Below are 25,108 nucleotides of genomic sequence, written 5' to 3' on the forward strand. Positions count from 1 at the left end.
GGTGGTCCGTTCAGGCTTTTGCTGCGGGGGTGTCGCGCAACTGGCGGTACACGTTGGACAGCGCGGAGACGTCTTCGGCGGAGAACAGCAGCTTCAATGCCGGCGACACTTCGTGGCGGTCGTCCTGGCCGGCAAGGCGGGTCAGGATGTGGTTTTCCTTCATCTTCTGCACCGCCGCGGCCACGCGACGATTGAAGCCGGCGCGGTCGGTGGAGAGATTCTTTTCGTAGATGGCCAGGGCCTCGGCCATCTCGGTGTCGGCCACCACCGCGCGGTTGCCGCGCGCATCGGCCTCGGCCAGCTGCTGGCGCAGGTACAGCAGCAGCACCGAGTCGATGAAGGTCAACGGCGAGCTGCGCAGAAGCACCGGCGCGTCGATGTCTTCGGTGTCGGCCTGGCGGGTGAAGGCCACGCCGCTGTCGCGGTCCAGCACCAGTTCCAGGAACAGGTCGGCCAGCGCCGAGCGGATGGCCGCCTCGCTGCGGATCAGGGCCGGCCACAGCTTGGCGTGGCGCAGCTGGTCGATGCTGGGGCCGATCAGCAGCTGGCACAGCGCGCGGCGCCCATCCAGCGGCAGCCGCCCGGTGTCGCCCAGGTAGAACACGTCATTGCTCCGCCGCGGCAGCGGCGTTACCACCACCGGTTCGGCGTCGTGATCGTCTGCGGCGCCATCGGTGGGGGCGACGTCATGGGAATCTTCATGCCAGTTCATGGCGTTTCTCCTGGGTGAACCAAACCAGCGGGATGCGGGCGCGTCGCCACTGTCCATCGCCGCCACGCCAATGGGCGGTTTCCTGTTCGCCGTCCACCACGGTGCCGTGGCGGGTGCCCAGCGACAGGTAGCCGATCACGCTGCCCAACCCCTGCGGCGCTTCGCGCTGCGACAGGGCCTGGGCGATGCTCAATTTCGGTTGCGCGCCCAGCAGTTCGTGCAGGTCGCGGCGCAGGGTGCGGAAGTCGATTTCCGACGACGCCACCAGGTCGCCGACGCTTTCCAGGCTGATGCTGGCCGCGTCGTTGCGCTGCACGCTGCCGTCCACCTGCGCGCTGCGCGGGTCGTGCAGCTTCCACTGCGACCACGAGCGCAGGCGGCTGGTGGTGAGCTGCAGGTCGCGGCCGATCGGGCGCTGGGCGGAGAATTCGTCGCGCAGCGCCAGCGCTTCGGACTGGGCCTGCTTGAGCAGCTGGTTGAGCCGGCGCTGTTCCAGGTAGCCCCGGCTCTGCACGAACCCGCGCAGGCTGCGCGCGAAGTGCTGCAGCACGTCGTGGACCTGGCCGCCGCGGTCGAGCATGGTGCCGGTGAAGCCGCGCAGGAAGGCGCGCTCGTTGCGGTCCAGCTTGCGCGCGAAGCCACGTGCCAGCACGGCCTCCAGCGCGGCGTCGAGCTGGGCGCTCTGCTCGGCATCGTTGAGCAGGCGCCAGAACGCCTGGAAGCTGCGCCCGGCATCGCTGTCGCCGATCACATCCACGCCCTCGAACAACCGGGAGAGTACGTCGCCGCGCTCGCTTTCGTCGTCGATGATGCGTTCGCGGAATTCACGGTTGAGGCGCTCGAAGTCGTCGCGCACGCGGCGGAAGTCTTCGGTGAGGTCGTCGGCCAGGCCGATGATCTGGCGCGCACGTTCCAGCGCGCGCTTGCCATCCAGCGCCACCACCCGGCCCTCGCCCACCCGCGCGATCTCGGCGTCGATGCGGTCGCGTTCGTCGCGCAGTGCCGACAGCCGCGCATCCGGGTTGGATTCGGTCTGCGCAGCCAGCTGCGAGAGCTGCTCGATCACCAGCGCCAGGCGGCTTTCGGTAGCGGCCACGCGGCTCTGCTCCAGGCTGTCGGCGAACCGGATGGCCTGCAGCGCCTGGGTGGACAGCTCGTACTGCTCCTGGTCGGCGCCGTCGGGCAGGCGCCGCTCCAGCCAGCCCTGGGCCAGCCAGTGGGCGATGTAGGCCTGGGCGGTACGCGGCAGCTCACGCGAGAGTTCCTCGCCGTTGAGCTGGTCCAGCGCGCGCTGCAGGCGTTCATGCAGGGCGGCGGCCGGCAGCGTGCGCTCGCCATCCATCAGCAGGCTCTGCAGCAGGCCGATGATTTCCGGGGCGTTGGCCGCGGCCAGCAGCTTCCACTGGGGCTGTTCGCGCAGGGTGCGGTAACGGGTGATGCGTTCGCGGTGCTTCATGCAGCCAGGACATCCGGAAGGACACCGCGCGGCCGGACGCCGCGCAGCAGGAAGGGAACCGGCCCGGCACGATGGTGCCGGGCGCGCGGCAGGTTCAGCGCTTGCCGCCCACTTCGATGAAGCGCAGGAACTCGGCGCGGGTGCGGGCGTCCTCGCGGAAGCTGCCCAGCATCTTGGAGGTGACCATGCTGACGCCGCGCTTGTGGATGCCGCGGGTGGTCATGCACTCGTGCGCACCTTCCACCACCACGCCCACGCCCACCGGCTGCAGCACGTCCTGGATGCACTGGGCGATCTGCGCGGTCATCTTTTCCTGCACCTGGAAGCGGCGTGCATAGGCTTCGACCACGCGGGCCAGCTTGCTGATGCCCACCACCTTGCCGGCCGGCAGGTAGCCCACGTGCACGCGGCCGATGATCGGGGCCATGTGGTGCTCGCAGTGGCTTTCGTACTCGATGTCGCGCAGCACGATCAGTTCGTCGTAGCCGGCCACTTCCTCGAAGGTGCGCTCCATGTAGGCGCGCGGATCGTCGCGGTAGCCGCTGAACCAGTCGCCGTAGGCTTCGGCCACGCGCCGCGGGGTATCCAGCAGGCCTTCGCGGGTGGGGTCTTCACCGGCCCAGCGCAGCAGGGTGCGCACGGCCGATTCGGCATCGGCCTGGGTGACCGGGGTGGCGTCGTTGTCTTTCTTGCTCATTACATACAGCACCCGAAGGGGGGCGAGCATCGTACCCGACAGAGCCCTCGGGCGTCCCACGCCACCGGCCCGGGACGCGCCCCGGCGGGCCCGGCGTTGGGCCGCGGTTGGGCTGGGGGTATTGATAGGATGGAAATTAGTAGTATCCTATCGATCTGCCATGAAACGTACCCTCGACGAACGTACCCAGCTGCAGATGCAGCTCAGCTCCGGCCTGCTTTACGCAGGGCGGCAGTGGCAGCGCCTGGCCGACCAGGCCTTGGGCAGCTACGGCATTTCCGCGGCGTGCACCATGCCGCTGCTGATGATCGGGCGCGCCGGCGGGGGTATCCGCCAGGTGACCCTGGCCCAGCAGCTGGGCATGGAAGGTCCGTCCCTGGTGCGCCTGCTGGACAAGCTCTCGGCCAGCGACCTGGTCCGCCGCGAGTGCGATGCCAGCGACCGCCGCGCCAACCTGCTGTGGCTCACCGACAAGGGCGAGGCCCTGGTGAGCCAGCTGGAGACCCAGCTGATCGGGCTGCGCCAGGACGTGTTCGGTGAGCTGTCCGTGGACGAACTGCGCACCGTGCTGAAGCTCTGGCAGCTGCTGGCCGATGCGGCCGACCGCGTGACGTAAGCGTTGCCCCGTTGTACCGCCCGGTGTCGTGCTGCGACGGCATGACGTACGACGACCAACGGTCGTCGCCTACCTTTCTCCAGTGAACCCTTTGCCTCGATGTACGGTGAATTCAGTCTCTATGGTGTGTTTGTCCCGACCCTGCTCGGGCTGATGCTGCTGGCCTACCTGCTCAAGAGCGGGCTGCGCCTGGTCCTGCAGCGCACCGGCGCCTACCGCCACATCTGGCACCCCGCCCTGTTCAACCTGGCCGTGTACGTGATCGTGCTCGGCGGGTTGTTTTCCCTGATGCGTTGGATGCAATCGTGAACAAGATCCTCAAGCAGACATTCCCGGTCGTGTTGACCGTCGTGGCGGTGCTCGCCGCCGTGCTGGTGCTGCGCCACCTGTGGGCGTACTACATGGACGAGCCGTGGACGCGCGATGCGCACGTCAGCGCCGACGTGGTGCAGGTGGCGCCGGACGTGTCCGGGCTGGTGGAGGCGGTGAAGGTGGCCGACAACCAGCCGGTCACGCGCGGGCAGGTGCTGTTCGTGGTGGACCGCGCCCGTTACCAGATCGCGCTCGAGCAGGCCCAGGCCGCACTGGGCGAACGCCGCGCCACGCTGGAGCAGCTGCGCCGCGAGATCGCCCGCGACCGCAGCCTGTCCGACCTGGTGGCCGCCGAGGACGCCGAAGTGCGCCGGGCCAAGCTGCAGGCCGCGCAGGCCTCGATGGCCACCGCGCAGGCTGCCGTGGATCTGGCCAAGCTCAACCTGGCCCGCACCGAAGTGCGCAGCCCCAGCGACGGCCACGTCAACGATCGCACCGTGCGCGTCGGCGACTACGTCACGGCCGGGCGCCCGGTCATCGCGGTGCTCGATACCGGCTCGTTCCGGGTCGATGGCTATTTCGAGGAAACCCGCCTGCGCGGCGTGCATGCCGGGCAGAAGGTGGACATCCGCCTGATGGGCGAGGCGCAGCCGCTGCAGGGCCACGTGCAGAGCATCGCCGCCGGCATCGAGGACCGCTACCGCAGCGAGGGCAGCAGCCTGCTGCCCAACGTGACCCCGGCCTTCGACTGGGTGCGGCTGGCCCAGCGCATCCCGGTGCGCATCCATATCGACCACCTCCCGGCCGGCGTGAACCTGATTGCCGGGCGCACCGCCACCGTCACCATCCAGCCCGATGCGGCCCAGCCGACGCCGGCACGACCGGCACAGGCGGCGTTGTGAGCCGCCCTGCCCTGCACCGCATCGCACTGGGGCTGGCGCTGACCACGCTGGCGGCGTGCACGACCGTGGGCCCGGACTACGCCGTGCCTGCAGGGTCGGCGTTCCAGCGGCCGGAGGCCAATGCCGCCTTCATCGACACCGGCAACCCGCAGGTGGCCGCCGGCGCCGAACTGCCCGCGCGCTGGTGGGAGCTGTACCAGGACGACACCCTCAACGCACTGGTGCAGCAGGCACTGCGCGACAACGTGGAACTGAAGGTGGCCGATGCCAACCTGCGCCGCGCCGCCGCCGTGTACGAACAGGCGCTGGACGCCGGTGGCTTCGAGTACGAGGCCGACGCCGGGGTGAGCCGCGCGCAGCTGTCGGCCGAGTCGTTCCTGCTGGAACACGAACTGCCGCCGATCAACCTGGCCGACGGCAAGTTCGCGGTGTCCTACCAGTTCGACCTGTTCGGCAAGCTCAAGCGCGCCTCCGAGGCCGCGCATGCCGACGAACAAAGCGTGGCTGCCGCGCTCGACCTGGCCCGCGTGTCGCTGGTGGCCCAGGTGGCCGGCAGCTACGTGGAGATCTGCCACGCCAACCATGAGCTGCACGTGGCCGAACACTCGCTGCAGCTGCAGCAGCGCAGCCGCGAGGTGACCCAGCGGTTGATCAACGCCGGCCGTGGCACCCCGCCGGAGCTGGCCCGCGCCAACGCCCAGGTAGCGATGCTGCAGGCCGCGCTGCCGCCGCTGCATGCGCACCGCCAGGCCGCCGAATACCAGCTGGCCGCCCTGCTCGGCCGCACGCCGGGGCACCTGCCCGACGGCGTGGCCGACTGCAGCCAGGCCCCGACCCTGGCCCAGCCGCTGCCGGTGGGCGATGGCCGTGCGCTGCTGGCACGCCGCCCGGACGTGCGCCAAGCCGAACGCCGGCTGGCCGCCGCCACCGCGCGCATCGGCGTGGCCACCGCCGAGCTGTACCCGGACATCCGCCTGGGGGCGTCGGTCGGCGCGGCCGGCCTGCTTGAGGATTTCGGCCAGCCGCTGACCCAGCAGTGGTCGATCGGCCCGCTGATCTCCTGGACGCTGCCGTCCTCGGGCACGCATGCGCGCATCCACGCCACCGAGGCCGGGGCCGACGCGGCGCTGGCCGAGTTCGACCACAGCGTGCTGCAGGCGCTGCGCGAAACCCAGACCGCGCTGAGCCGCTATGCGCAGGACCTGCAGCGGTTGCAGTCGCTGCAGCTGGCCCAGCAGCAGGCCGCGCTGGCGGCCAGCCAGAACCGCCGCCTGTACCAGGGCGGGCGCACCCCGTACCTGTCCAGCCTGGATGCCGACCGCACGCTGGTGTCGGCCGATGCCACCCTGGCCGACGCGCAGGCGCAGGTATCGCGCGACCAGATCCAGCTGTTCCTGGCGCTCGGCGGCGGCTGGAATGCCGACGCCGTGGCCCCGCGCACGGCCACGAGGTAACCCCATGTTGCTGCTGGACCGCCAGGCGTGGCTGTTTTCGGTCAAGACCTTCCTGGCCGCACTGGCCGCGCTGTACATCGGCCTGGCCGGCAACCTGTCGCGCCCGTACTGGGCGATGGCCACCGTGTACATCGTGACCCAGCCGATGCTGGGCCCCACCCGCGCCAAGGGCGTGTACCGCATCCTGGGCACGATCATCGCCGGGGCGGCCACGCTGTGGATGCTGCCGCACCTGGTGGAAACCCCGTTCCTGCTCAGCGCGGCGATGTCGCTGTGGTTGTCGGCCTGCCTGTTCATCGCCCTGCTCAACCGTGGTCCGCGCGGTTACGCGTTCCTGCTGGCCGGTTACACCACCGCGTTCATCGGCTTCCCGGCGGTGACCTCGCCGGACACCATCTTCGATACGGTGGTGGCACGCAGCGAGGAGATCATCCTGGGCACGGTGGTGGCGGTGCTGTTCGCCTCGCTGTTCTTCCCGACCTCGGTGCAGCCGATGCTGCGTGCGCGGATCGGCAACTGGATGGGCGATGCGGCGCAGTGGTGCCGGCAGATCCTGCTGCGTGGCCAGGCGCACGCCCCGCGCAACCGGCTGGCGGCCGACCTGGTGCAGTTCGAGGCACTGATCGAATTCCTGCGCCGCGACGACCCGCGCCATGCCGGTGCGGCGGTGTCGATGCAGCGGCTGCGCGAACGCATGCTGCTGATGCTGCCGGTGCTGTCGTCCATTGCTGACCGGCTGGGCGCCCTGCGCGCGGGCGGACGCGCGCTGCCGCCCGGGCTGGAACCGCTGGTGGCCGACATTGCCGCGTGGCTGGACACGCCCGGCCGCTCCACGGCTACTGAATACGCCGCACTGCGCGCGCGCATCCTGGCGCTGAAGCCGGCCGTGGATGGCGAGCTGGACCACCTGCTGCTGGTGACGCTGCTGCTGCGGTTGGAAGAGCTGGTGGACCTGTGGCAGGACTGCACCACCCTGCAGGCGGCGATCGAGGACGGCGACGCGCCGCGCGATACCGCCCACTACCGGATCCGCACCACGCGCAGCGCCGATGCCCGCCACGTGGATTACGGCATGGCGCTGTTCTCGGCGGCCAGCGCCGGGGTGGCGCTGATGACGTACTGCGCGCTGTGGATCACGCTCGGGTGGGAAGGCGGTGGCAACGGCGCGATGATGGCCGCGGTGGCCGCCGCGTTCTTCGCCGCGCAGGACGATCCGGCGCCGAGCATGCTGTCCTTCCTGCTGTGGGCCATCGTGGCCAGCGTGGTGGCCGGCGTGTACCTGTTCGGCGTGTTCCCCGCCGTGCACGACTTCGGCAGCCTGGCGCTGGTGCTGGCGGTGGTGTTCCTGCCGGTGGGGCTGCTGCTGCACACGCCGAAGAACGCATTGATCGGGCTGCCGCTGATGGTCAACCTGGTGGCGCTGCTGAACGTGCAGAACACCTACAACGCCAACATTCAGAGCTTCATCAATTCCTCGGTGGCGATGTTCATCGGGATCGGCTTTGCGGTGGTGATGACCCGGCTGTTCCGCTCGGTGGGCGCCGAATGGACCGCGCGCAGGCTGGTCCGCCAAGGCTGGACCACGCTGGCCGACGCCGCGCAGGGCCGCGGCCAGCAGGACCGCCAGCAGTTCGCCGCACGCATGCTGGACCTGCTGGGCCTGCTGGCGCCGCGGCTGGCGGCCACCCCCGAAGGCAGCGACATCGCCTCGGTGGACATGCTCACCGAAGCACGCATCGGGCTGAACATCCTGCAGCTGCGGCGCGCCCGGCATGGGCTGCCGCCGACCAGCGTGGAGGCGATCGAGGCGATCCTGGACGAGGTGGCCGCGCACTACCGCGCGCAGGTGGCCCAGCGCCGGCCGCTGCCGGCCCCGGCCGGGTTGCAGGCCAAGCTGGAGGCCTCGCTGCGGCGGGTGCAGACCGTGGACGCCGGCAAGGCCCGCGATGAGGCGCTGATGGGCGTGATGGGACTGCGTTTTGCGCTGTTCCCGGACGCGCCGGTGGTGGACAGCCCCGCAGCCGCACAGCCCGGCCTGCCCGCGCCGCGCTGAACCGGCCGGGTGCGGGCGCGCCAGCCCGCGCCGATCAACGCTATCCTGACCCCTGCATTTCTGCATTGAGAAAGGTGATCCTGGATGAGTTACGACATGATGGTGTTCGACCCGGCCGTGGCCCCGCGCGATGCGGCGGCCTTCCTGGAGTGGTACGACGCGCAGACCGAGTGGAGCGAGAAGCACGAGTACGATGACCCGGCCGTGTCGGTGCCGGCGCTGCAGGCCTGGTTCGCCGCCATCGTCGAGCACTTCCCGCCGATGAACGGCCCACTGGCCGATGACGAAGACGACCGTCCCGAAGTGACCGACTACAGCGTCGGCCAGCACGTGATCTATGCCTCGTTCGCCGATTCGGTGGCCGAGAACGCGCATGGCCTGGTGCAGGTACTGGCCAATGCCCACCAGGTGGGCTTCTTCGACGCCAGCGGCGACGGCGCCATCGTGTTCCCCGACGGCACCGTGGTAGTTCCCGAGTAAGCCCGGCGCGGCGCTAGAACAGCTGGCCCTGGGCCGGCGTCGGCGCCTGCACCGCAGGTTCGGCCACGGCTGCATCACCGGATGCAGCCGTGTTGCCCGCCAGCCGCGTCGCCAGCCCGGACACGCGGCTGGCATGCCGCTTCAATGCGGCCTCCAGTACCGGCGCGCTGCCCAGCACATGCAGTGACTGGCGTGCGCGGGTCATGCCGGTATAGAGCAGCTCGCGCGACAGCACCCGGTTGTCGCGCCACGGCAGCTGCAGCCAGACCTCATCGAATTCGGACCCCTGCGCCTTGTGCACGGTCATCGCGAACGCGCTTTCGTGCGCGGGCAACGCGCCCGGGTGGAAGCCGCGGGGTTGATCGGGCGTGTCGCCGGGGAACCAGGCGGTGACCGCACCGTGGCGGTCGGCCAGGCAGATGCCGATATCGCCGTTGAACAGGCGGTGGCGGTAGCTGTTCTCGGTGACCAGCAGCAACCGTCCGTGGAAGTACCCCGGGGCCATGCCCGCGCGTGGCACGCCGGCCAGCAGCGCTTCGATGCGTGCGTTGAGCCCGCGCGCGCCCTGCGGACCTTCGCGCACGGCGGTGAGCAGGCGGATGCGACCGGCGTTGGCCAATGCCTGGCCCGGGTCGACGGCATCGCCGAGTCCGCGCCAGTGCGACAGCAGGTGGTCGCGGTGCTGCTGGAACGGGTCGACCTGGTCTTCGTGGAAGTGCACGCCGGCCAGCTGGCCGCCCCGCAGCAGGGCCAGCGCAGTGGCAGGGTCGCCTTCGCGCACGGCATGCGCCAGCGGTGCCAGGTCCAACGCATCGGTCTGGCGATAGCCGCGCTGCAGCTGCACCCTTCGACCGCCGAACCGCGTGGACGCCGCCAGCGGCTGCAGGGCGGCCGGGGCCAGCAGCGTGTGCAGCGCGGCGTGATCGTCGGCCTGGGTGCCCAGGCCATCGCCGCTGGCACGCAGGATCGCACTGAGCACATCGCCCGCTTCCACCGACGGCAACTGGTCCGGGTCGCCCAGCAACACCAGCCGGGTGCCGGCGGCGATCGCTTCCACCAGCTTGGTCATCAGCGGCAGGTCGATCATCGACGCTTCGTCCACCACCACCACGTCGAACGGCAACGGGTTGTCGCCGTGGTGACGGAAGCGCGGCGAATCGGGGATCACCCCGAGCAGCCGGTGCAGGGTGGTCCCGGTGCTGGGCATGGCGTCGCACAGCGCGGGGGCAATGCCGAGCAGGCGCAGCCGCTGCACGGCCAGGCGCAGGCTTTCGGCCATCCGTTCGGCGGCGCGGCCGGTAGGCGCGGCCAGCGCCACCCGCGGCAACGGCTGGTCGGCCTGCACGGCCTGGGCCGCCAGCAGCACCAACAGCCGCGCAATGGTAGTGGTCTTGCCGGTGCCCGGCCCGCCGGTGACCAGCACCAGCGGATGGCGCAGTGCCACGCCTGCCGCGCGGGCCTGGTGGTCGATGCCTTCGCGCGCCTGCGGGAACAGCTGCGCGAACAGCGTTGCCAGCGCCGCTGGATCGGCCTGCCCCGATGCATGCGTGGCGATGCGCTGCAGGCCATCGGCCAGGCGGCGCTCGTACTCGCGGTACCGGCGCAGGTAGAGCAGTCCGTTTTCCAGTACCAGCGGGACGTCGGTCGCCGGGGCGCTGTCGGTGTCGGGTACGTTCACCCACGGCGAGGCCTGTAGCTGATCCCGCCAGGTGTCGGCGTCGGGCCAGGGGGTGTCCATCTCGACCAACCGCTGCGGCTGGCGCAGGTCCAGCCCGGCATGCCCCTGCGACACGGCCAGCGAGGCCAGCGCGGCCGCGGCCAGCACCGTATCGGGCGTGTCCGGGCGCAACCGGCGCAGGCTCTGCGCCAGCGCGTGGTCGAGGGTGCGCAGCGCACCGCTGTTCTTCAGTGTCGTCAGCAGGCTCATGCTTCACCCCGCGCGCGGGCCGCCATGCGCGCCTGGGCGTGCTCGCCACCGGCGAACAAGGCATCCAGTGCATCCACCAGGACCGGGTCGAAGCGGTGCGCATACACGCCCGGGCTGTCGGCGCGCGAGGCATCCAGGCCACGGCAGAACAGGTAGCGGATGCCGCCCATGTCGCGCGCGTAGTCGTACTGTGCGCCCAGGCGGAAGCGCAGCCAGCGATGCAGTGCCACCGTGTAGATCAACGCCTGCAGGTCGTATTCGCTGTGCTGCATGGCACCCTGCAGCCGCACCGGGTCGTAGCCGGGCAGCCGGTTGGATTTGTAGTCGAGCACGTACCAGCGATCGGCGCGCACGTAGGTGAGATCGATCTTGCCGGTCATCAGGCCCTCCAGCTTGCGCCGCGTGCCGAAGCCGCGCCGTTCGCGGACCAGCCCATGCGCGTGCAGCAGGTCGAGCAGCAGCGGCACGGCGGTGGGCTGCATGGCGAAGTGGAACTCGATCTCCGCCCGCCGGTCGCTGGCCGGCAGGTCGTGCAGTGCGCCGCCTTCCGGCAGCGGCACGGTCAGGGTCTGGCCGACCAGGGCGGTCAGCACCGCCACGCCATCATCGAGGTCTTCGTCGGCATAGCCTTCCTCGCCCAGCGAGGTGCGCAGTACGTCCGCCTCGTCATCCGGCGCCGGTTGCCCGGCCTGCCAGTGTGCCCAGCGCGCGAAGTCGGTGTTCTCCAGCGCGTCGTGCAGCACGTTGCCGAAACGGCTGCCCATGAAGCGGGGGTCGACCTCGTCGTCGCGGAGCGGCACGGCCTGCGTGGTGTCCAGGGTGAGATCCTCGCCGCTGGGTTCGTCGGCGGCAGGCGCCGGCACTTCGGTGGCGGCCGCATCGGTGTCGTGGCCGGCATCGGCATGCGCCAGCTGGGTGAAGCTGTACACCCACCAGTCGTGCGGGATGCGCCGGGTCAGCGCGCGCACCGGTGGCAGGTCGCCGTCGCGTTCGGTGGCCAGCTGTGCCGGGCGCGGTTCCAGCGGTGCCTGGATCACGGCGATGTCCGGATGTGCGCGCAGCGCCTCCAGGTCGGACAGCATCGGGGCCAGCCGGGTTTTCGCGGCGCCGGCCAGGTCGCCCGCGGCGATCCACAGCGCGTGCTCGGCACGGGTCAGGCCGACGTACAACAGGCGCGCGTCTTCGGCCTCCTGTTCCTGCGCACTGCGCGTGCTGGCCGCGCTCCAGGCCTCGTCCTTGTCCAGCTTCCAGTGCAGCTCGCGGCGGCCGTTGGCGTGCACGGTGCACTGGGTGTCGGTATTGGGCGCGCTGCCGCCGATGCCCACGAACGGCAGGAACACCAGCGGATACTCCAGGCCCTTGCTCTTGTGCAGGGTGATGATCTGCACCCGGCGTGCGTCCGACTCCAGCCGCAGCAGCTGCGCCTCGTCGTTCTGGTCGGCGTGGGCCATCTGCACCTGCAGCCAGTCCAGCAGGCCGTGCATGCCCAGCGTCTGCGCAGCGGCCTGCTGCAGCAGTTCCCCCAGCTGCAGGTAGTTGGTGAGGCGGCGTTCGCCGTCGATCAGACCGAGCAGGCGCTCGGCGTGCTCGGCGCACAGGTCGGCGATCACCGCGAACGGACCACCGCGCTGCCAGCGTTCGCGCCACAGCAGCAGGCGAACCTGGAAGCTGCGCTGTGCGTCGCCCTCGCGTTCCAGCGCATCGATGGCGGCGGCATCTTCGCCCAGCAGCACGGTGGACAACGCCGCGCGCAGGCGGCCTTCGTCGGCCGGCTGCAGCAGGGCCAGCAACAGCACGCGCAGGTCCTGCGCCTCGGCCGTGGCATACAGGCTCTGCTTGCCGGCGGCGACAGCCGGAATGCCCACCGCGCTCAACGCCTGCTGGATGCGCGTGGCTTCCTTGTGCGAGCGCACCAGCACGGCGATGTCGCCGGGCTGCAACGGCTGCCCGCGCAGCAGCGCGCGGCCCTGGCGGGCCTCGCTGAGCAACTGGTGGATGGCCGCCACGCAGGCATCGCTGGCCTGTTGCCGCGAGGCATCGGCCTTGAGCGCGCCGCCCTCGGGGTTGTCCAGCAGGCGCAGGGTCAGGCCGGGCGCCGGCGTGCCGTCGCGCAGGAAGTCGGTATCCAGCCGGGTGCTGCCCGGGTGCACCGGCTCGAAGCGGATGTCTGCTTCCAGGAAGGCGGTGTCGCCGGCGTTGGCATAGAGCGCCTGGATGGCCTGCAGCACGGCCGGCCGCGAGCGGAAGTTGCGGTCCAGCGGCGGCGCGGGATCGGCCTGGTGCTTGGCCTTGAGGTAAGTGTGGATGTCGCCGCCGCGGAACCCGTAAATGGCCTGCTTCGGGTCGCCGATCAGGAACAGGGCCGGGGCCAGGCCTACCGCGCGGGTTTCCTCCGAATCGCCGAACACGCGCTGGAAGATGCTCCACTGGCGGTCATCGGTGTCCTGGAATTCGTCCACCAGCGCGATCGCGTACTGCGCGCGCAGCTGTTGCACCAGCACGGCGCGATGCGGCCCGTCGAGCGCATCGGCAACGCCATCGATCAGGTCGTCATAGGTCTGTACGCGGCCGATCCGCTTGAGCTCGGCCAGGCGTGCCCGGGCCTGGTCGCGCAGGGCGTGCAGGAAGGCGATGGCCTGGCCGCGCTGCCACTGCGCCAGCGCATCGGTGGCAGCCAGGTACAGCGCCAGCGCGTGCTGCAGCGGCGAGTGCGGCGCCTTGCCGGCGTGCGCCTTGTTGGTGCGCGCGCTGAGTTCTTCGGGGGTCAGCCGGCGCAGCCGCTCCGGATCGGCGTCCAGCGGCGCGCCCGGATCGTCCGCGCCCGCCCAGCGGTGCAGCTGCACGCTCAGCGGCTCCAGCCAGGCCAGCTTGTAGCTGGTGCCATTGAGCACCTTGCTATCGACCGCGGCACAGACCTCGCCCATGAACGTATCGCCGTGCTGGCGGTAGGCCTCGGCGAACTGGCGCGCGGCCAGCGCATGCGCCGGGCGCGGATCCTCGTTCTCCACAGCGGGCACCGGCGGCAACAGCGGCAACGGCTTGATCAGCGTGGCCAGGTCGCCGGCCAGCGCCTCCGGCGACGACCACAGGCGGGTCAGCGCATCGACGGTGGCCGCATCGTTGGCGTGGACCCGCCACAGGTCGGCGGCCAGTTCGTCGTGCAGCGCGCGTTCGCTGGGCAGCAGCGCGGGCGGGTCGAAGGTGTGGCCGCTTTCCAGCGCATGCTCGCGCAGCACCCGGGTGCAGAAGCCATGGATGGTGAAGATGGAGGCCAGGTCGATTTCATCGGCGGCGGTCTGCAGCCGGCGCGCCAGCGCGGCCGGGGTTTCCTCGCCCAACGCCAGCTGGCGCTGCAGGATCCAGCGGGTCAGCACCACCTCCGGGCTGTCATCCTCGCTCGGCGCGCGTTCCACCAGCTGCGCGGCCAGGGCCAGGCGTTCGCGGATGCGCTTGCGCAGTTCCTGGGTGGCCGCGTCGGTGAAGGTCACCGCCAGGATCTGGCCGATGCGCCAGCCTTTTTCCACCACCAGCCGGGTGAACAGGGTGGCCAGGGTGAAGGTCTTGCCGGTGCCGGCACTGGCCTCGATCAGGCGCACGCCGTCCAGCGGCAGCGCCAGGTAGGGGTCATGAAGCAGGTCGGGAGCGGTCATCGCGCGGCGCCTTGTTCGTCGAAGCCGGCAAACACCCGGCCTTCGCGCACCGCGGTGAACACCACGAAGCTGTTGTGCAGCAGCTGCCGGTAGCTGTCGGCGCTGGCGAAGGGATCGTGGCCGCGCAGCGCGAGCTGGTAGCCGGCACCGCTGGATTCGGCCCAGCTGCGGTCACTGCCGTACCACCGGGCGCGGCCCTCGGCCTCGCGCTTGGCTGGCAGGGCGGTATACAGCGCCCAACCGGTGGACGGCGCATACAAGAGCGGCGCGCGCAGCCCCTCGTTGCGCAGCTGCAGCAGCAGCCGCAGCACCTGTTGCGCCTGTTCGGGCGGCAGCGGCGGCAGCACATGCGGGCCCAGGCCATCCTCGCCACTGTCGTGGAACTGCACCAGCGGCAGCGTGTCGCCGGCGGCGTTGGCCAGCAGCCAGTCCAGGCCGTTGCGGATCGCGGCGCGGCCGTTGAGCGGCCCCGGGCGCAGGCGCACGATGCCCTGCGCATGCACGTCGTTGATGCGCCCGTGCAGGCGCACGCCATCGATGACGACCTCATGCCGGCGGCTGTCGGCCACGCTGCCGGCCTGCCACTGCGCCAACGCCTGCGCGTAGGGCCGGGTCTGTCCCTGCAGCACCTCGAACTGGCGCTCGCCCAACGCACCGGACGGCAGCAGCGCACGTGCGCGCAGCCGCGGATACAGCGGCGCCTCGTCCTGGCCCAGGGTGGCGTCGATCACCGCCTGCTGCAGCCGCAGGGTGTCGGTGCCGCGCGCGGCCATCACCAGCGGCTCCACGTCGTCGGCGTCGGCCAGGTCTTCGGGCAGGCGCAGGCCCAGCCGTTGCGACAGGAACTGGCTGGCCGGATCGGTCAGGAAGCGGCGCAGCGCATCCAGGCTGAGTTCGGTCTCGCCCGGCAGCGTGTCGGCCGGCGGCAACGGCTGGTCGAACCACGCGCCCAGCGGGCGCCGCCGCCCGCCCAGCGATCCCGCGGCCGGATGCCACTGCTGGCGATAGCTGAAGCGGCGCGGCTCGTCGCCGCCGCCGAACGCGGCCGGCGCGAACGGCTGCAGCGCGTGGCGCACGGTGAGCTGGCGGGCAGCGGTGGCCGGCACCTGGTGGTACTCGGCCGCCGCATCGATCAGCTCACTGACCAGCACCGAGGGTTCGCGCACGCTGCCATCGCGCGGATCGGCGCCCAGGTAGCTCAGGTAGAACACGTCCTGCGCCGAGGCAAACAGCTGCAGGAACAGAAAGCGGTCGTCCTCGCGCAGCGAGCGGTCGCCGTAGCGGCGCTTGTCCGTGCCCAGTTCGGCGGTGAGCTGGTTCAGCCCGGCAGCCGGATCGCGGCGCGGGAAATCGCCGTCGTTGAGGCCCAGCACGCAGATCACCCGGAACGGCAGCAGGCGCATTGGCACCATGCGGCCGAAACTGATCCCGCCGGTGAGCAGCGGCGCGCGGGTGTCCGCTTCGGCCAGCACGCCGGCGAAGTGCGCGCGCACCACTTCCGGGGCCACCTCGCCCTGGAACTCGGCCTGGTGGGCGTCGCGGGCGAATTCGTTGATCAGCTTGCGCAGGCGCTCCAGCGCACGCTGGCTGCTGGCCGCCTGCGGGGGAATCGGCAGCAGCGCATCCAGCAACGCCAGCAGGCGCTGGCGCCAGTGCGCCGGCGGCATCGCCTCGCCCAGCACGCGCTGGTAGCGGGCCAGCACCCGCAGCAGGCCCAGCAGGCGATCCAGCGCGTCGAGCGCGCTGCCTTCCAGTTCCGGCCAGGGCGCCACCCCGGCGATATCGCCGTCGCTGCCACTGGCATGACCGAGCAGCAGCCGGTCCAGCGCGAACTGCCAGGTGAAGGCATCGTCGCGCGGGGCCTGGTGCTGGTGGCGGTGCTGGGCATCCAGGCCCCAGCGCGCGCCGGCGGCCTGCAGCCAGTCGTGCAGGCGATCAAAGGCGGCCGCATCCAGACCGGCGGCCTCGGCCAGCGGCGCGCTGGCCAGCAGGTCCAGTACTTCGTTCAAGCCGAAACGCGACACCGGCAGGCCCAGCAGGTGCACGAACACGTCGGCCAGCGGTTCGCCGGCCAGCGGGCTGGTGTCGGCCAGCGCGTAGGGAATATGGTCCTCGCCGCCGCTGCGCCCGCCGAACACTGCTTCCAGGTAAGGCACGTAGGGATCGATGTCCGGGGCCAGCACCGCGATGTCGCGGGCCTGCAGCGGCGGGTCGAAGCGCGGGTCCTGCAACAGCGCGCGCAGCTGGTCGTGCAGCACCTGCAACTCGCGCAGGCGGGTGTGGCAGGCGTGCACCTGCAGGCTGGGGTCGTCGTGGCGCAGGCCCTCGCGGCGCGCGCCGGCCGGCTGGCCGCGGCGATGGAACAGGTCGCGCTGCAGCCGGTGCAGCAGGCTGTCGGACAGTCCGCCGGCGTCCATGTCCGGGCGCGCATCGTCTTCGGGATCGTCATAGGCGGCGATCTCGCCCGACGGATGCACCACTTCATAACTGCCCAGCACCGCCATGAAGTCGCGGCCGGCCGCGCCCCAGGCCTGCAGCAGGCGGTTCTCGCCGGCCGCGTCGCCGAACGGGTCCGGCGCGCCGCTGCGCAGCTTCTCGCCGAGCGTCTGCAGGTCGCCCCAGTAGGCCTGGGTGGGCGTGGGCAGGTAGAAGTGCATCGTGCCGACCCGGGCCTGGGTGGCCATCACCCGCAGCACGTCGGGGGAGATGTTGAGCGTGGCAAAGGCGAACACCCGCGCCGGCAGGCCCTGCGGCAATGGCTGGCCGGGGCCTTCGAAGCGCGACAGGTAGGCATCGATGCGGCGCGCGCGGTACTGGTGGCCACTGGCGATGTGCCGCCACAGGATGGCCTGCGGGTCCTGCGCGTCGGCCCCGGCCTCCCAGCGCAGCAGCCAGTCGCGACGCCAGGCCTGGTACTTCTCGTACACCGCCGCCAGCTCGCCGGCCAACGCCCACGGCTTGAGCGGATCGGCCACCGACAGGTAGGCCTGCAGCGCCTGCATGGGTGCCTGCGCCAGCACTGCGGGGTCGGTCAGCGCGGCATACAGTTTCCAGCGCAGCGCCGCCGCGGTGAGGTCGTCATGCTCACCCGGCACGTTGGCGTTGAGCGCGCAGGCGACGAACTCGCCCGGGGTGAGGAATTCCAGGTTGGCGGCAATGCCATACTCGACCGCCAGGGTGGACTGCAGCCAGCGCCGCATCGCGACCTGCGGGATCAGCACCACCTCCGGCACCAGCACGGACTGGCCCGGTACCGGCTCACGCACGGCCGTGGCCAGCAGCGCAGCCAGCACGTCGAGTGAGTTGGAGTGGTACAGGCGGAAGTCGGACGCAGCATCAGTCATCGCGCCAGTGTGCCGCAGCGGCCGCGCGATCACGAGGGTGGCCGGGCTCGGATCCGCATGAAAAACCCGGCATGCCGCGTACCGGCACGGTGTGTTGCGAGCGGCGTCGCAGGCCGGGCGGCAGGGTCGTGCCACAATACTGCACGGTCCAGTTCGGTTATGTTCAGCCGTTCACCACGATCTTACAACGTTGGAATTTTGTTAATGGCGTCCATGACGGCTTCCGAAGTCCCGCTGGTGCAGTTGTCCAACGTGCGTATCGATCGCGGCGGTCGCAGCATCCTGCGCGACGTTTCGCTGCAGGTGCCGCGCGGCAGCATCACCGCTGTGCTGGGCCCGTCGGGCAGCGGCAAGTCCACCCTGCTGGCGGCGCTGACCGGCGAACTGCGCCCGGTGGCCGGCACGATCACCCTGTTCGGCCAGCCGATCCCCGAGCGCAGCAGTGCGCTGCGCGAGATGCGCCGCAGCGTGGGCGTGCTGCTGCAGGGCAATGGCCTGCTCACCGACCTGACCGTGGCCGAGAACGTCGCCCTGCCGCTGCGCACCCACACCCGCCTGCCGGCCCCGGTGCTGCGCCGCCTGGTGGACATGAAGCTGCACGCGGTGGGCCTGCTGGCCGCCGCCGATGCCTGGCCGCGCGAGCTGTCCGGCGGCATGGCCCGGCGCGTGGCGCTGGCCCGCGCGCTGGCCCTGGACCCGCCGCTGATGATCTACGACGAGCCGCTGACCGGGCTGGACCCGATCGCCTCGGGGGTGATCATGAGCCTGATCCAGCGCCTCAACCACAGCCTGGGCCTGACCAGCATCATCGTCAGCCACCATGTGCACGAGACCCTGCCGATCTGCGACCAGGTGATCGCGATCGCCAATGGCGGCGTGGTGTTCCAGGGCAGCCCGGCCGACCTGGACGCCAGCCAGGACCCGCTGCTGCGCCAGTTCCTGCACGGCCAGCCCGATGGCCCGATTCCGTTCGATGCCGCGCCGCGCGCGAGGGTTGCCTGATGCCGTTTGTTGACGCCACCCGCTCGCTGGGCCGCGCCGGCCTGTTCTCGCTGACGGTGCTGCGCGGTTCACTGCCCACTGCCGATTTCCTGGCCGAGCTCACCCGCGAGATCTACAAGGTGGGCGCCCGCTCGCTGCCGATCATCGCCGTGGGCGGTGCCTTTGTCGGCCTGGTGCTGACCCTGCAGGGCTACCGCACGCTGACCACCTTCGGCGCCGCCGATGCGCTGTCCACGCTGCTGGGGCTGTCGCTGTACCGCGAACTGGCGCCGGTGCTGACCGCGCTGCTGTTCATCGGCCGCGCCGGCAGCTCGATCGCCGCCGAACTGGGCCTGATGCGCGCCACCGACCAGATCAAGGCGCTGGAGCTGATGGCCATCGACCCGATCGCCAAGGTGGTGGCCCCGCGCTTCTGGGCGGCGGTGCTCACCGTGCCCCTGCTCACCGGCATCTTCTGCTCGCTGGCCATCAGCGCCAGCTACTTCGAAGCGGTCCACGTGCTGGGCCTGGACAACGGGGTGTTCTGGTCGGCGCTGAGCAACAGCGTGGACTTCTGGGACGACTTCGGCGTGGCAATGCTGAAGTCGGCGATTTTCGGCGGTACCGCCGCGCTGGTGGCGTCCTACGTGGGCTTCCACGCCGAACCCACCATTGAAGGCACCTCGGTGGCGACCACCCGCGCGGTGGTCAACGCCTCGCTGCTGGTACTGATGTTCAACTTCGTGCTGTCGGCAATGATGTTCCGCTGAACACCGATCCATGAAACCCGCCCGGGCACGCCTGGGCACCTGACAAACGAACAGTGAGACAACCATGGCCATCCGCGGTCCCAGACTCGAATTTTCCGTCGGCGCATTCCTGCTGCTGGCGCTGGCCTCGCTGCTGGTGCTGGCCGTCGCCTCCACCAACCAACGCTGGGGCTTTGGCAGCGACGGCTACGAACTGAAGGCGCGTTTCACCCAGATCGGGCAGCTGCGCAAGCAGGCCCCGGTCAAGATTGGCGGCGTGACCGTCGGCCAGGTTGGCGCCATCGAACTGGACCCGCTCAAGTTCGATTCCATCGTCACCCTGAAGCTGGACCCGAAGTTCAAGGATCTGCCGGCCGACACCTCGGCGGGCATATTCACCAGCGGTTTGCTTGGCGAGAGCTATATCGGACTGCAGCCGGGCGGTGATCCGGACGTGCTCAAGTCCGGCGATGAGATCGCCTTCACCCAGCCGGCGGTAGACCTGCTGCAGTTGGTTGGCAAATACATGTTCAGTGGCCCGGCCAACGCCGGTGGCACTGAGTCCCAGGACGCCCACGGCGCTGAAGCGCCTGCAACGGAACCGCAGAAATGACCCGTAAACTGATTCCGGCCCTGCTTGCCTCGGCCCTGCTCGCCAGCCTTCCCTCGCTGGGCTTCGCCCAGGCGGCCCCGGCTCCGGCCGCTGCCGCGCAGAACGACGCCGGCAAGGCCGTGCTCGACGCCAGCACGCGCATCCTGAGCACGCTGCAGCAGCGTCGCAGCGAGTTCCGCGCCAACCCGACGGTGCTGCGCAGCTTCATCAACAGCGAGCTCAACAAGACCTTCGACCGTGACTACGCCGCCCGCCTGGTGTTGGGCGTGCACGGCCGTGGTGCCTCCGATGCCGACGTCAAGCTGTTCGCCGATGCCATGGCCGACAACCTGATGCAGCGCTACGGCGCGGCCCTGCTGGAAATCCAGGGCAAGCCGACCTTCCGCCTGAAGGGCCAGTCGCCGCTGCCGGGCAACCGCGGCGTGCGCGTGTCCACCGAACTGATGCGCGCCGGCAACGAGCCGACCCCGGTCGACTACCTGATGCGCAACGTCAACGGCCAGTGGAAGATCTTCGACGTGATGATCGAAGGCATTTCCTACGTGCAGACCTTCAAGACCCAGTTCGATGCGCCGCTGCGCCAGAAGTCGATCCAGCAGGTGGCCACCGAACTGCGCAACGGCACCATGCAGGCCGGTCAGGCGCCCCGTGGCAAGTAACAGCGCCAGCGTGCAGCGCAACGGCACGGCGCTGGTCTTCAGCGGCGTGCTGGACCGCGCGGCGGCGACCGCCTTGTGGCCGTCGCTGTCATCGCCGGAGGGCGTGCGCGAGCTCGACCTGACGGCGGTGACGCGGGTGGACAGCGCCGGCCTGGCGCTGCTGGCCGAACTGGCGGCGCGTGCGCGCGCGGCCGGCGGCACCGCGGAGATCATCGGCAGCCCCACCGGTTACAACGAACTCAGTGCCGCCTACCGGCTCGCACCGACCCTGGATTTCCATGCCCTTTCTGCGGCGAGCTGACATGAACGTCATACGCACCCTCCCCCTTCTCGTGTTGGCGCTGGCGCTGACCGCCTGTGCCGGCAAGCCCGCGCGCGACAGTGCCCCGGCCAGTGTTGCCGTGGACAGCAGCGCTGCTGCAGCCACGACCGACACCGCGGTTGCCGCAACCGACAGCGCCAGCACTGACATCCCGGCCCCCGTTGCCGATGTCGCGGCGCCCACCGATGCCGGCACGCCGCCGGCCAGCGGTGATGCTGCCCCGACCAACGCCGAAGATGACTTCGCCGCGTTGTACGGCGGCCCGGCGCCGAGCGTTGACGGCACCGAGCCCAACCGCGCCACCTACGATCCGTGGGAGCCGCTCAACCGCCGCGTGCACAGCTTCAACAACGTGGTGGACCGCGCCATCGCCCGTCCGCTGGCCACCGCCTACACCCACGTGGTGCCCCGCTTCGCGCGCACCGGCGTCAGCAACTTCTTCAACAACCTGCGCGCCCCGGTGACCATCACCAACCAGCTGCTGCAGGGCCGTCCGGACGATGCCTGGGACAGCCTGGGCCGGTTCCTGATGAACTCCACGCTGGGCGTGGGCGGGCTGTTCGACCCGGCCAGCAAGGCGCTGGTGCCCAGCCGCAAGGAAGATTTCGGCCAGACCCTGGGTGCCTGGGGCTGGCGCCGTTCGCGCTACGTGGAACTGCCGTTCTTCGGCCCGCGTACCGTGCGCGACGTGTTCGGCCTGGCCGGCGACATGCCGCTCTCGCCGATCCGCACCATCGAGGAAGACAAGGTGCGCATCGGCCTGCAGGGCCTGCAGCTCGTCGATATGCGCTCGCAGTTGCTGGCCATCGACGACATGCGCGACAACGCCGTGGACGAGTACACGCTGGTGCGTGATGCCTGGCTGCAGCGCCGCAACTACCAGATCGAAAACGACCTGCGCGGCAAGCATGCGCGCGGCAAGGACGCCGACGACACCGCCCCGATCCCGATCGATGCGATGCCGATGCCCAACTGGGGCAACTGACCGGACAAAAAAACCCCGCCAAGGCGGGGTTTTTTCCTGGGCCTGCGCCCCGCCGTGACTCAGGCGGCCAGCGCGGCGTCGATCGCGGCCACCAGGCGGGCGTCGTCGACGGCCACGTCCGGGGCGAAGCGGGCGATGACCTGGCCGTCGCGACCGATCAGGAACTTCTCGAAGTTCCACAGCACGCCCGGCGCCGGGTTGACCACCAGCTCCGGGTACTTGGTGACCAGCCCTTCCAGCTTCTCGCGCATCGGGCCTTCGCCGGTGGCGGCCGGCTGTGCGTCGGTCAGCGCGCGGTACAGCGGGTGCACGTCATCGCCGGCCACGCTGATCTTGGCGAACAGCGGGAAGGCCACGTTGTATTCCAGCTGGCAGAACTGCTGGATCTCCGACTCGCTGCCCGGCTCCTGGCCCAGGAAGTTGTTGGCCGGGAAACCCAGCACTTCCAGGCCGGTATCGTGCTTGGCCGCATACAGCTGCTGCAGGCCTTCGTACTGCGTGGTCAGGCCACACTTGGAGGCCACATTGACCACCAGCAGCACCTTGCCGCGGTAGTCGGCCAGCGACGACGGCTGGCCTTCGATGGTGGTGACGGGGATGTCGTAGACAGTCTGGCTCACTACAGTTCCTTGGGTTGGGACAGGGACGCCACGGGCGGGCCCATGGCGGGAAAGCATCAATCAACGCAGATCGTGCCCAATGCCACGCCACCGTCGATGCGCTGGCGGCAGCCGAAGTTCTGGCTGATGTCGGTCTGACAGAGGCCTTGGGCCTTGGCACCCGGGGCTACTTCGCCCTGCGCCAGGCACTGGCCGGTGCAGTCGGCCTTGGCGCTGCACGCCTTGCCGGCATCGGCGTAGGGCACCACGCACTGCACGCGTTGCAGCCGGCCCAGCGGCGTGAGCGCGCCACCGGCCTGCCGGCACGCGGCCGCGTCCAGGGTTGCCGGGGTCGCGGTAGCGGCACCGTCGGCAGGCACGGGGCCATCCGGGGTGGTGGTGCTGGCGCACCCGGCCACGGCCAGCAGCAGGGACAACAACAGGGTCAGGCGCATGCGGATATTCCTTGAACGATCGACAGGTGCACAGCATGCGCGATCACGTGCATGCGGGGCATGTACGCCAGGTGTCAGTCCTGCGCGCCGCTGCTCTCGTCCATGCCGCTGTCGTCGTCTTCGCCGGTGGTGTCTTCCAGCAGGTCCTGGCTTTGCTCGGCGGTGAGCGACTCCACGCCGCGCAGGCGGCGCTCGATGGTGCGGGTCTTGCGGCTGGCCTCGCCCAGGCTGCGGCCGACCGTGCTGATCTGCTTCTCGGCCTTTTCCAGGATGCCGGCGAACTTGCCGAACTCGCTCTTGACCGCGCCCAGCAGACTCCACACCTCGCTGGAACGCTGCTCGATGGCCAGCGTGCGGAAGCCCATCTGCAGGCTGTTGAGCAACGCGGTGACGGTGGTCGGCCCGGCCACCACCACGCGATGCTCGCGCTGCAGCAGGTCGACCAGGCCGGGGCGGCGGATCACTTCGGCGTACAGGCCCTCGGTGGGCAGGAACATCACTGCAAAATCGGTGGTGTGCGGCGGCACGATGTACTTGTCGCAGATCGACTTGGCCTGGATGCGGATGGCGCGTTCCAGCTGCGCACCCTGCACGCGCACGCCATCAGCGTCGCCCTGTTCCTGCGCATCGAGCAGGCGTTCGTAATCCTCGCGCGGGAACTTGGAATCGATCGGCAGCCACACCGGCGTGTCCTCGTGGCCACGGCCCGGCAGACGCACGGCGATGTCGACCATTTCCCCACTGTCCGGGCGCACCTTCACCCCGCGTGCGTACTGCTCCTGGGTCAGGGTCTGCTCCAGGATGTTGTCCAGCTGCACTTCACCCCAGCTGCCGCGGTTCTTGACGTTGGTCAGCACGCGCTTGAGGTCGCCCACGCCGGTGGCCAGCTGCTGCATTTCGCCGAGCCCGCGCTGGACCTGCTCCAGGCGGTCGGAGACCAGCTGGAACGAGGCGCCCAGGCGTGCTTCCAGCGTGGTCTGCAGCTTCTCGTCCACGGTGACGCGCATCTGGTCGAGCTTTTCGGCGTTGTCGGTCTGCAGGCTCTTGAGCTGCTGCTCCAGCGTGGCGCGCATCTCGCCGATGCGGGCCTCGTTGCGCTGGGTCATCTCCTGCAGGCGCAGGCCCAGCGATTCGGCCAGGCGCTGCTGCGACTGCGCGGTTTCCTCGCGACCCTTGCGGGCGTCCTCGCCCAGGGCCTGGCGCAGCGCGACCATGTGGCTGTCGGTGCGCGTGGTCAGTTCCACCAGCTGCTGGCCGAAGGCCTCGATACGGGCCTGTTGCTGCTGGCCGAACACGTCCAGCTGCGCGCGCATGTCGTGCAGGCGCTGGGCCAGCAGTTCGCCGGTGCGCTGCTGGGCCAGCGCGCTCTCTTCGCGCGCCTTGCGCGCATCTTCGCCCAGCGCATCGCGCAGCAGATCCAGGCGCTGGTCGGTGCGGGTGGACAGGTCGGTCAGCGCGCGCGCGAAGGATTCCAGCCGCGCGTCCTGCTGCCGGCCCAGCCCTTCCAGCTGCTCGCGCAGTTCGCCGCGGCCCACCCGCGCTTCGTCACGCAGGGCCTGTTCAAGACCGCCATGCTGGGAACGCCGCAGCAGGACCAGCAGCTGCAGGACGAGGACGACGCAGACAAGGCCGCCAAGGATCAGGAATTCGGTTTGCATGCACGCAAGTGTAGGCTGAGCCGGTCTCATTGGCTGCGTCGGGCGGGTACATGCTGGAGTTGTATGGGAAGTCGACCTCGATCAACGTACGCAAGGTGCTGTGGCTATGCGCCGAGCTGGAGCTCGATTACCGGCACATCGGCGCCGACGCCGGGGCGGCCGACGCGGACCTGGATGCCTGCGTGCGCCGGTTCAATCCCAACGCGCAGGTCCCGGTGCTGCGGGATGATGCCGCAGCAGCGGCAACCAGCCTGGCGCACTGGAATCGCCTGATGGGCGTGCTGGACCGGCAGCTGGCGCAGACCGGCGCGCATGTGGTCGGCAACCACTTCAGCCTGGCCGACATCGTGCTGGGACTGTCGACCCAGCGCTGGCGCATGACCCCGGGCGAAAAGCCGCTATTTCCGGCGGTGCAGGCGTGGTTCGCACGGCTGGGTCCACGTGCGGGCTTTGCCCTGCACGTGGACAACGGCGTGCCCTGACG

22 protein-coding genes are annotated in these 25,108 nt (G+C 70.2%); 13 read left to right on the forward strand and 9 right to left on the reverse strand.

What is annotated here, in order from left to right:
- Nucleotides 1–10: 10 nt before the first annotated feature.
- The 3 genes from ACZ0AE_RS20100 to folE form a co-directional block, all read right to left on the reverse strand.
- A complete protein-coding gene (locus ACZ0AE_RS20100) occupies nt 11–712 on the reverse strand; it encodes a DUF4194 domain-containing protein (RefSeq protein WP_038691618.1) in 702 nt (233 codons plus the stop codon).
- Nucleotides 699–2,168, reverse strand: a complete 1,470-nt coding sequence (locus tag ACZ0AE_RS20105) for a DUF3375 domain-containing protein (RefSeq protein WP_038691616.1) — start codon at nt 2,166–2,168, stop codon at nt 699–701. The genes ACZ0AE_RS20100 and ACZ0AE_RS20105 overlap by 14 nt, the downstream gene beginning before the upstream one ends.
- 94 nt (nt 2,169–2,262) lie before the next feature.
- Nucleotides 2,263–2,865 (reverse strand): GTP cyclohydrolase I FolE, encoded by a 603-nt coding sequence (gene folE, locus ACZ0AE_RS20110; RefSeq protein WP_038691614.1) that lies wholly within the window; start codon nt 2,863–2,865, stop codon nt 2,263–2,265.
- Nucleotides 2,866–3,025: 160 nt separating this feature from the next.
- Here folE and ACZ0AE_RS20115 point away from each other — a divergent pair, with 160 nt between their 5' ends.
- From ACZ0AE_RS20115 to ACZ0AE_RS20140, 6 genes are all read left to right on the forward strand, one after another.
- The gene (locus ACZ0AE_RS20115; protein WP_038691612.1) at nt 3,026–3,481 is read left to right on the forward strand and encodes a MarR family winged helix-turn-helix transcriptional regulator; all 456 of its coding nucleotides are present in this window, start codon (nt 3,026–3,028) and stop codon (nt 3,479–3,481) included.
- Nucleotides 3,482–3,580: 99 nt separating this feature from the next.
- Nucleotides 3,581–3,790, forward strand: a complete 210-nt coding sequence (locus ACZ0AE_RS20120) for a DUF1656 domain-containing protein (protein ID WP_017354740.1) — start codon at nt 3,581–3,583, stop codon at nt 3,788–3,790.
- Nucleotides 3,787–4,695 (forward strand): efflux RND transporter periplasmic adaptor subunit, encoded by a 909-nt coding sequence (locus tag ACZ0AE_RS20125; protein ID WP_038691609.1) that lies wholly within the window; start codon nt 3,787–3,789, stop codon nt 4,693–4,695. Before ACZ0AE_RS20120 ends, ACZ0AE_RS20125 begins: the two co-directional genes overlap by 4 nt.
- Nucleotides 4,692–6,149: an efflux transporter outer membrane subunit gene (locus ACZ0AE_RS20130; protein ID WP_038691607.1), complete on the forward strand. Its 1,458-nt coding sequence runs from the start codon at nt 4,692–4,694 to the stop codon at nt 6,147–6,149. The genes ACZ0AE_RS20125 and ACZ0AE_RS20130 overlap by 4 nt, the downstream gene beginning before the upstream one ends.
- A 4-nt stretch (nt 6,150–6,153) precedes the next feature.
- A complete protein-coding gene (locus ACZ0AE_RS20135; protein ID WP_320490236.1) occupies nt 6,154–8,202 on the forward strand; it encodes an FUSC family protein in 2,049 nt (682 codons plus the stop codon).
- Between the two features lie 84 nt (nt 8,203–8,286).
- Nucleotides 8,287–8,682 carry a hypothetical protein gene (locus ACZ0AE_RS20140; RefSeq protein ID WP_038691604.1) on the forward strand — a complete coding sequence of 132 codons (396 nt, stop codon included), beginning with the start codon at nt 8,287–8,289 and terminating at the stop codon, nt 8,680–8,682.
- Between the two features lie 13 nt (nt 8,683–8,695).
- On the opposite strand, the gene recD is transcribed toward ACZ0AE_RS20140, so the two are convergent.
- Genes recD through recC form a run of 3 tightly spaced genes read right to left on the reverse strand, consistent with a single transcriptional unit; the run spans nt 8,696 to nt 17,603 of the window.
- Nucleotides 8,696–10,609: an exodeoxyribonuclease V subunit alpha gene (gene recD, locus ACZ0AE_RS20145; RefSeq protein WP_463601995.1), complete on the reverse strand. Its 1,914-nt coding sequence runs from the start codon at nt 10,607–10,609 to the stop codon at nt 8,696–8,698.
- Nucleotides 10,606–14,259, reverse strand: a complete 3,654-nt coding sequence (recB, locus tag ACZ0AE_RS20150; protein WP_463601996.1) for an exodeoxyribonuclease V subunit beta — start codon at nt 14,257–14,259, stop codon at nt 10,606–10,608. Before recB ends, recD begins: the two co-directional genes overlap by 4 nt.
- A complete protein-coding gene (gene recC / locus ACZ0AE_RS20155) occupies nt 14,256–17,603 on the reverse strand; it encodes an exodeoxyribonuclease V subunit gamma (protein WP_463601997.1) in 3,348 nt (1,115 codons plus the stop codon). Before recC ends, recB begins: the two co-directional genes overlap by 4 nt.
- A 213-nt stretch (nt 17,604–17,816) precedes the next feature.
- On the opposite strand from recC, the gene ACZ0AE_RS20160 reads away from it, so the two are divergent.
- The 6 genes from ACZ0AE_RS20160 to ACZ0AE_RS20185 all read left to right on the forward strand — a co-directional run bounded on the left by ACZ0AE_RS20160 (nt 17,817) and on the right by ACZ0AE_RS20185 (nt 21,912).
- A complete protein-coding gene (locus tag ACZ0AE_RS20160; RefSeq protein ID WP_038691596.1) occupies nt 17,817–18,605 on the forward strand; it encodes an ABC transporter ATP-binding protein in 789 nt (262 codons plus the stop codon).
- The gene (locus tag ACZ0AE_RS20165) at nt 18,605–19,354 is read left to right on the forward strand and encodes an MlaE family lipid ABC transporter permease subunit (RefSeq protein ID WP_128095231.1); all 750 of its coding nucleotides are present in this window, start codon (nt 18,605–18,607) and stop codon (nt 19,352–19,354) included. Before ACZ0AE_RS20160 ends, ACZ0AE_RS20165 begins: the two co-directional genes overlap by 1 nt.
- Nucleotides 19,355–19,418: 64 nt before the next feature.
- Complete coding sequence (gene mlaD / locus ACZ0AE_RS20170; protein WP_038691593.1) at nt 19,419–19,946, forward strand: outer membrane lipid asymmetry maintenance protein MlaD; 528 nt, start codon at nt 19,419–19,421, stop codon at nt 19,944–19,946.
- Nucleotides 19,943–20,605: an MlaC/ttg2D family ABC transporter substrate-binding protein gene (locus tag ACZ0AE_RS20175; protein ID WP_038691592.1), complete on the forward strand. Its 663-nt coding sequence runs from the start codon at nt 19,943–19,945 to the stop codon at nt 20,603–20,605. The genes mlaD and ACZ0AE_RS20175 overlap by 4 nt, the downstream gene beginning before the upstream one ends.
- Nucleotides 20,595–20,906 (forward strand): STAS domain-containing protein, encoded by a 312-nt coding sequence (locus tag ACZ0AE_RS20180; RefSeq protein WP_463601998.1) that lies wholly within the window; start codon nt 20,595–20,597, stop codon nt 20,904–20,906. Before ACZ0AE_RS20175 ends, ACZ0AE_RS20180 begins: the two co-directional genes overlap by 11 nt.
- 1 nt (nt 20,907) lies before the next feature.
- Nucleotides 20,908–21,912: an MlaA family lipoprotein gene (locus tag ACZ0AE_RS20185; RefSeq protein ID WP_463601999.1), complete on the forward strand. Its 1,005-nt coding sequence runs from the start codon at nt 20,908–20,910 to the stop codon at nt 21,910–21,912.
- A 59-nt stretch (nt 21,913–21,971) separates the two neighbouring features.
- Here ACZ0AE_RS20185 and ACZ0AE_RS20190 read toward each other — a convergent pair whose 3' ends face one another.
- The 3 genes from ACZ0AE_RS20190 to ACZ0AE_RS20200 all read right to left on the reverse strand — a co-directional run bounded on the left by ACZ0AE_RS20190 (nt 21,972) and on the right by ACZ0AE_RS20200 (nt 24,624).
- Nucleotides 21,972–22,532 (reverse strand): glutathione peroxidase, encoded by a 561-nt coding sequence (locus tag ACZ0AE_RS20190; protein ID WP_463602000.1) that lies wholly within the window; start codon nt 22,530–22,532, stop codon nt 21,972–21,974.
- Nucleotides 22,533–22,588: 56 nt separating this feature from the next.
- Nucleotides 22,589–22,966, reverse strand: coding sequence for a hypothetical protein (locus ACZ0AE_RS20195; protein WP_463602001.1), 378 nt, complete (start codon nt 22,964–22,966; stop codon nt 22,589–22,591).
- Nucleotides 22,967–23,040: 74 nt separating this feature from the next.
- Nucleotides 23,041–24,624 carry a DNA recombination protein RmuC gene (locus tag ACZ0AE_RS20200; protein WP_038691582.1) on the reverse strand — a complete coding sequence of 528 codons (1,584 nt, stop codon included), beginning with the start codon at nt 24,622–24,624 and terminating at the stop codon, nt 23,041–23,043.
- A gap of 50 nt (nt 24,625–24,674) precedes the next feature.
- On the opposite strand from ACZ0AE_RS20200, the gene ACZ0AE_RS20205 reads away from it, so the two are divergent.
- A complete protein-coding gene (locus tag ACZ0AE_RS20205; protein ID WP_463602002.1) occupies nt 24,675–25,106 on the forward strand; it encodes a glutathione S-transferase C-terminal domain-containing protein in 432 nt (143 codons plus the stop codon).
- Nucleotides 25,107–25,108 lie beyond the last annotated feature (2 nt).

This window comes from Stenotrophomonas sp. AC248 (assembly GCF_979258185.1).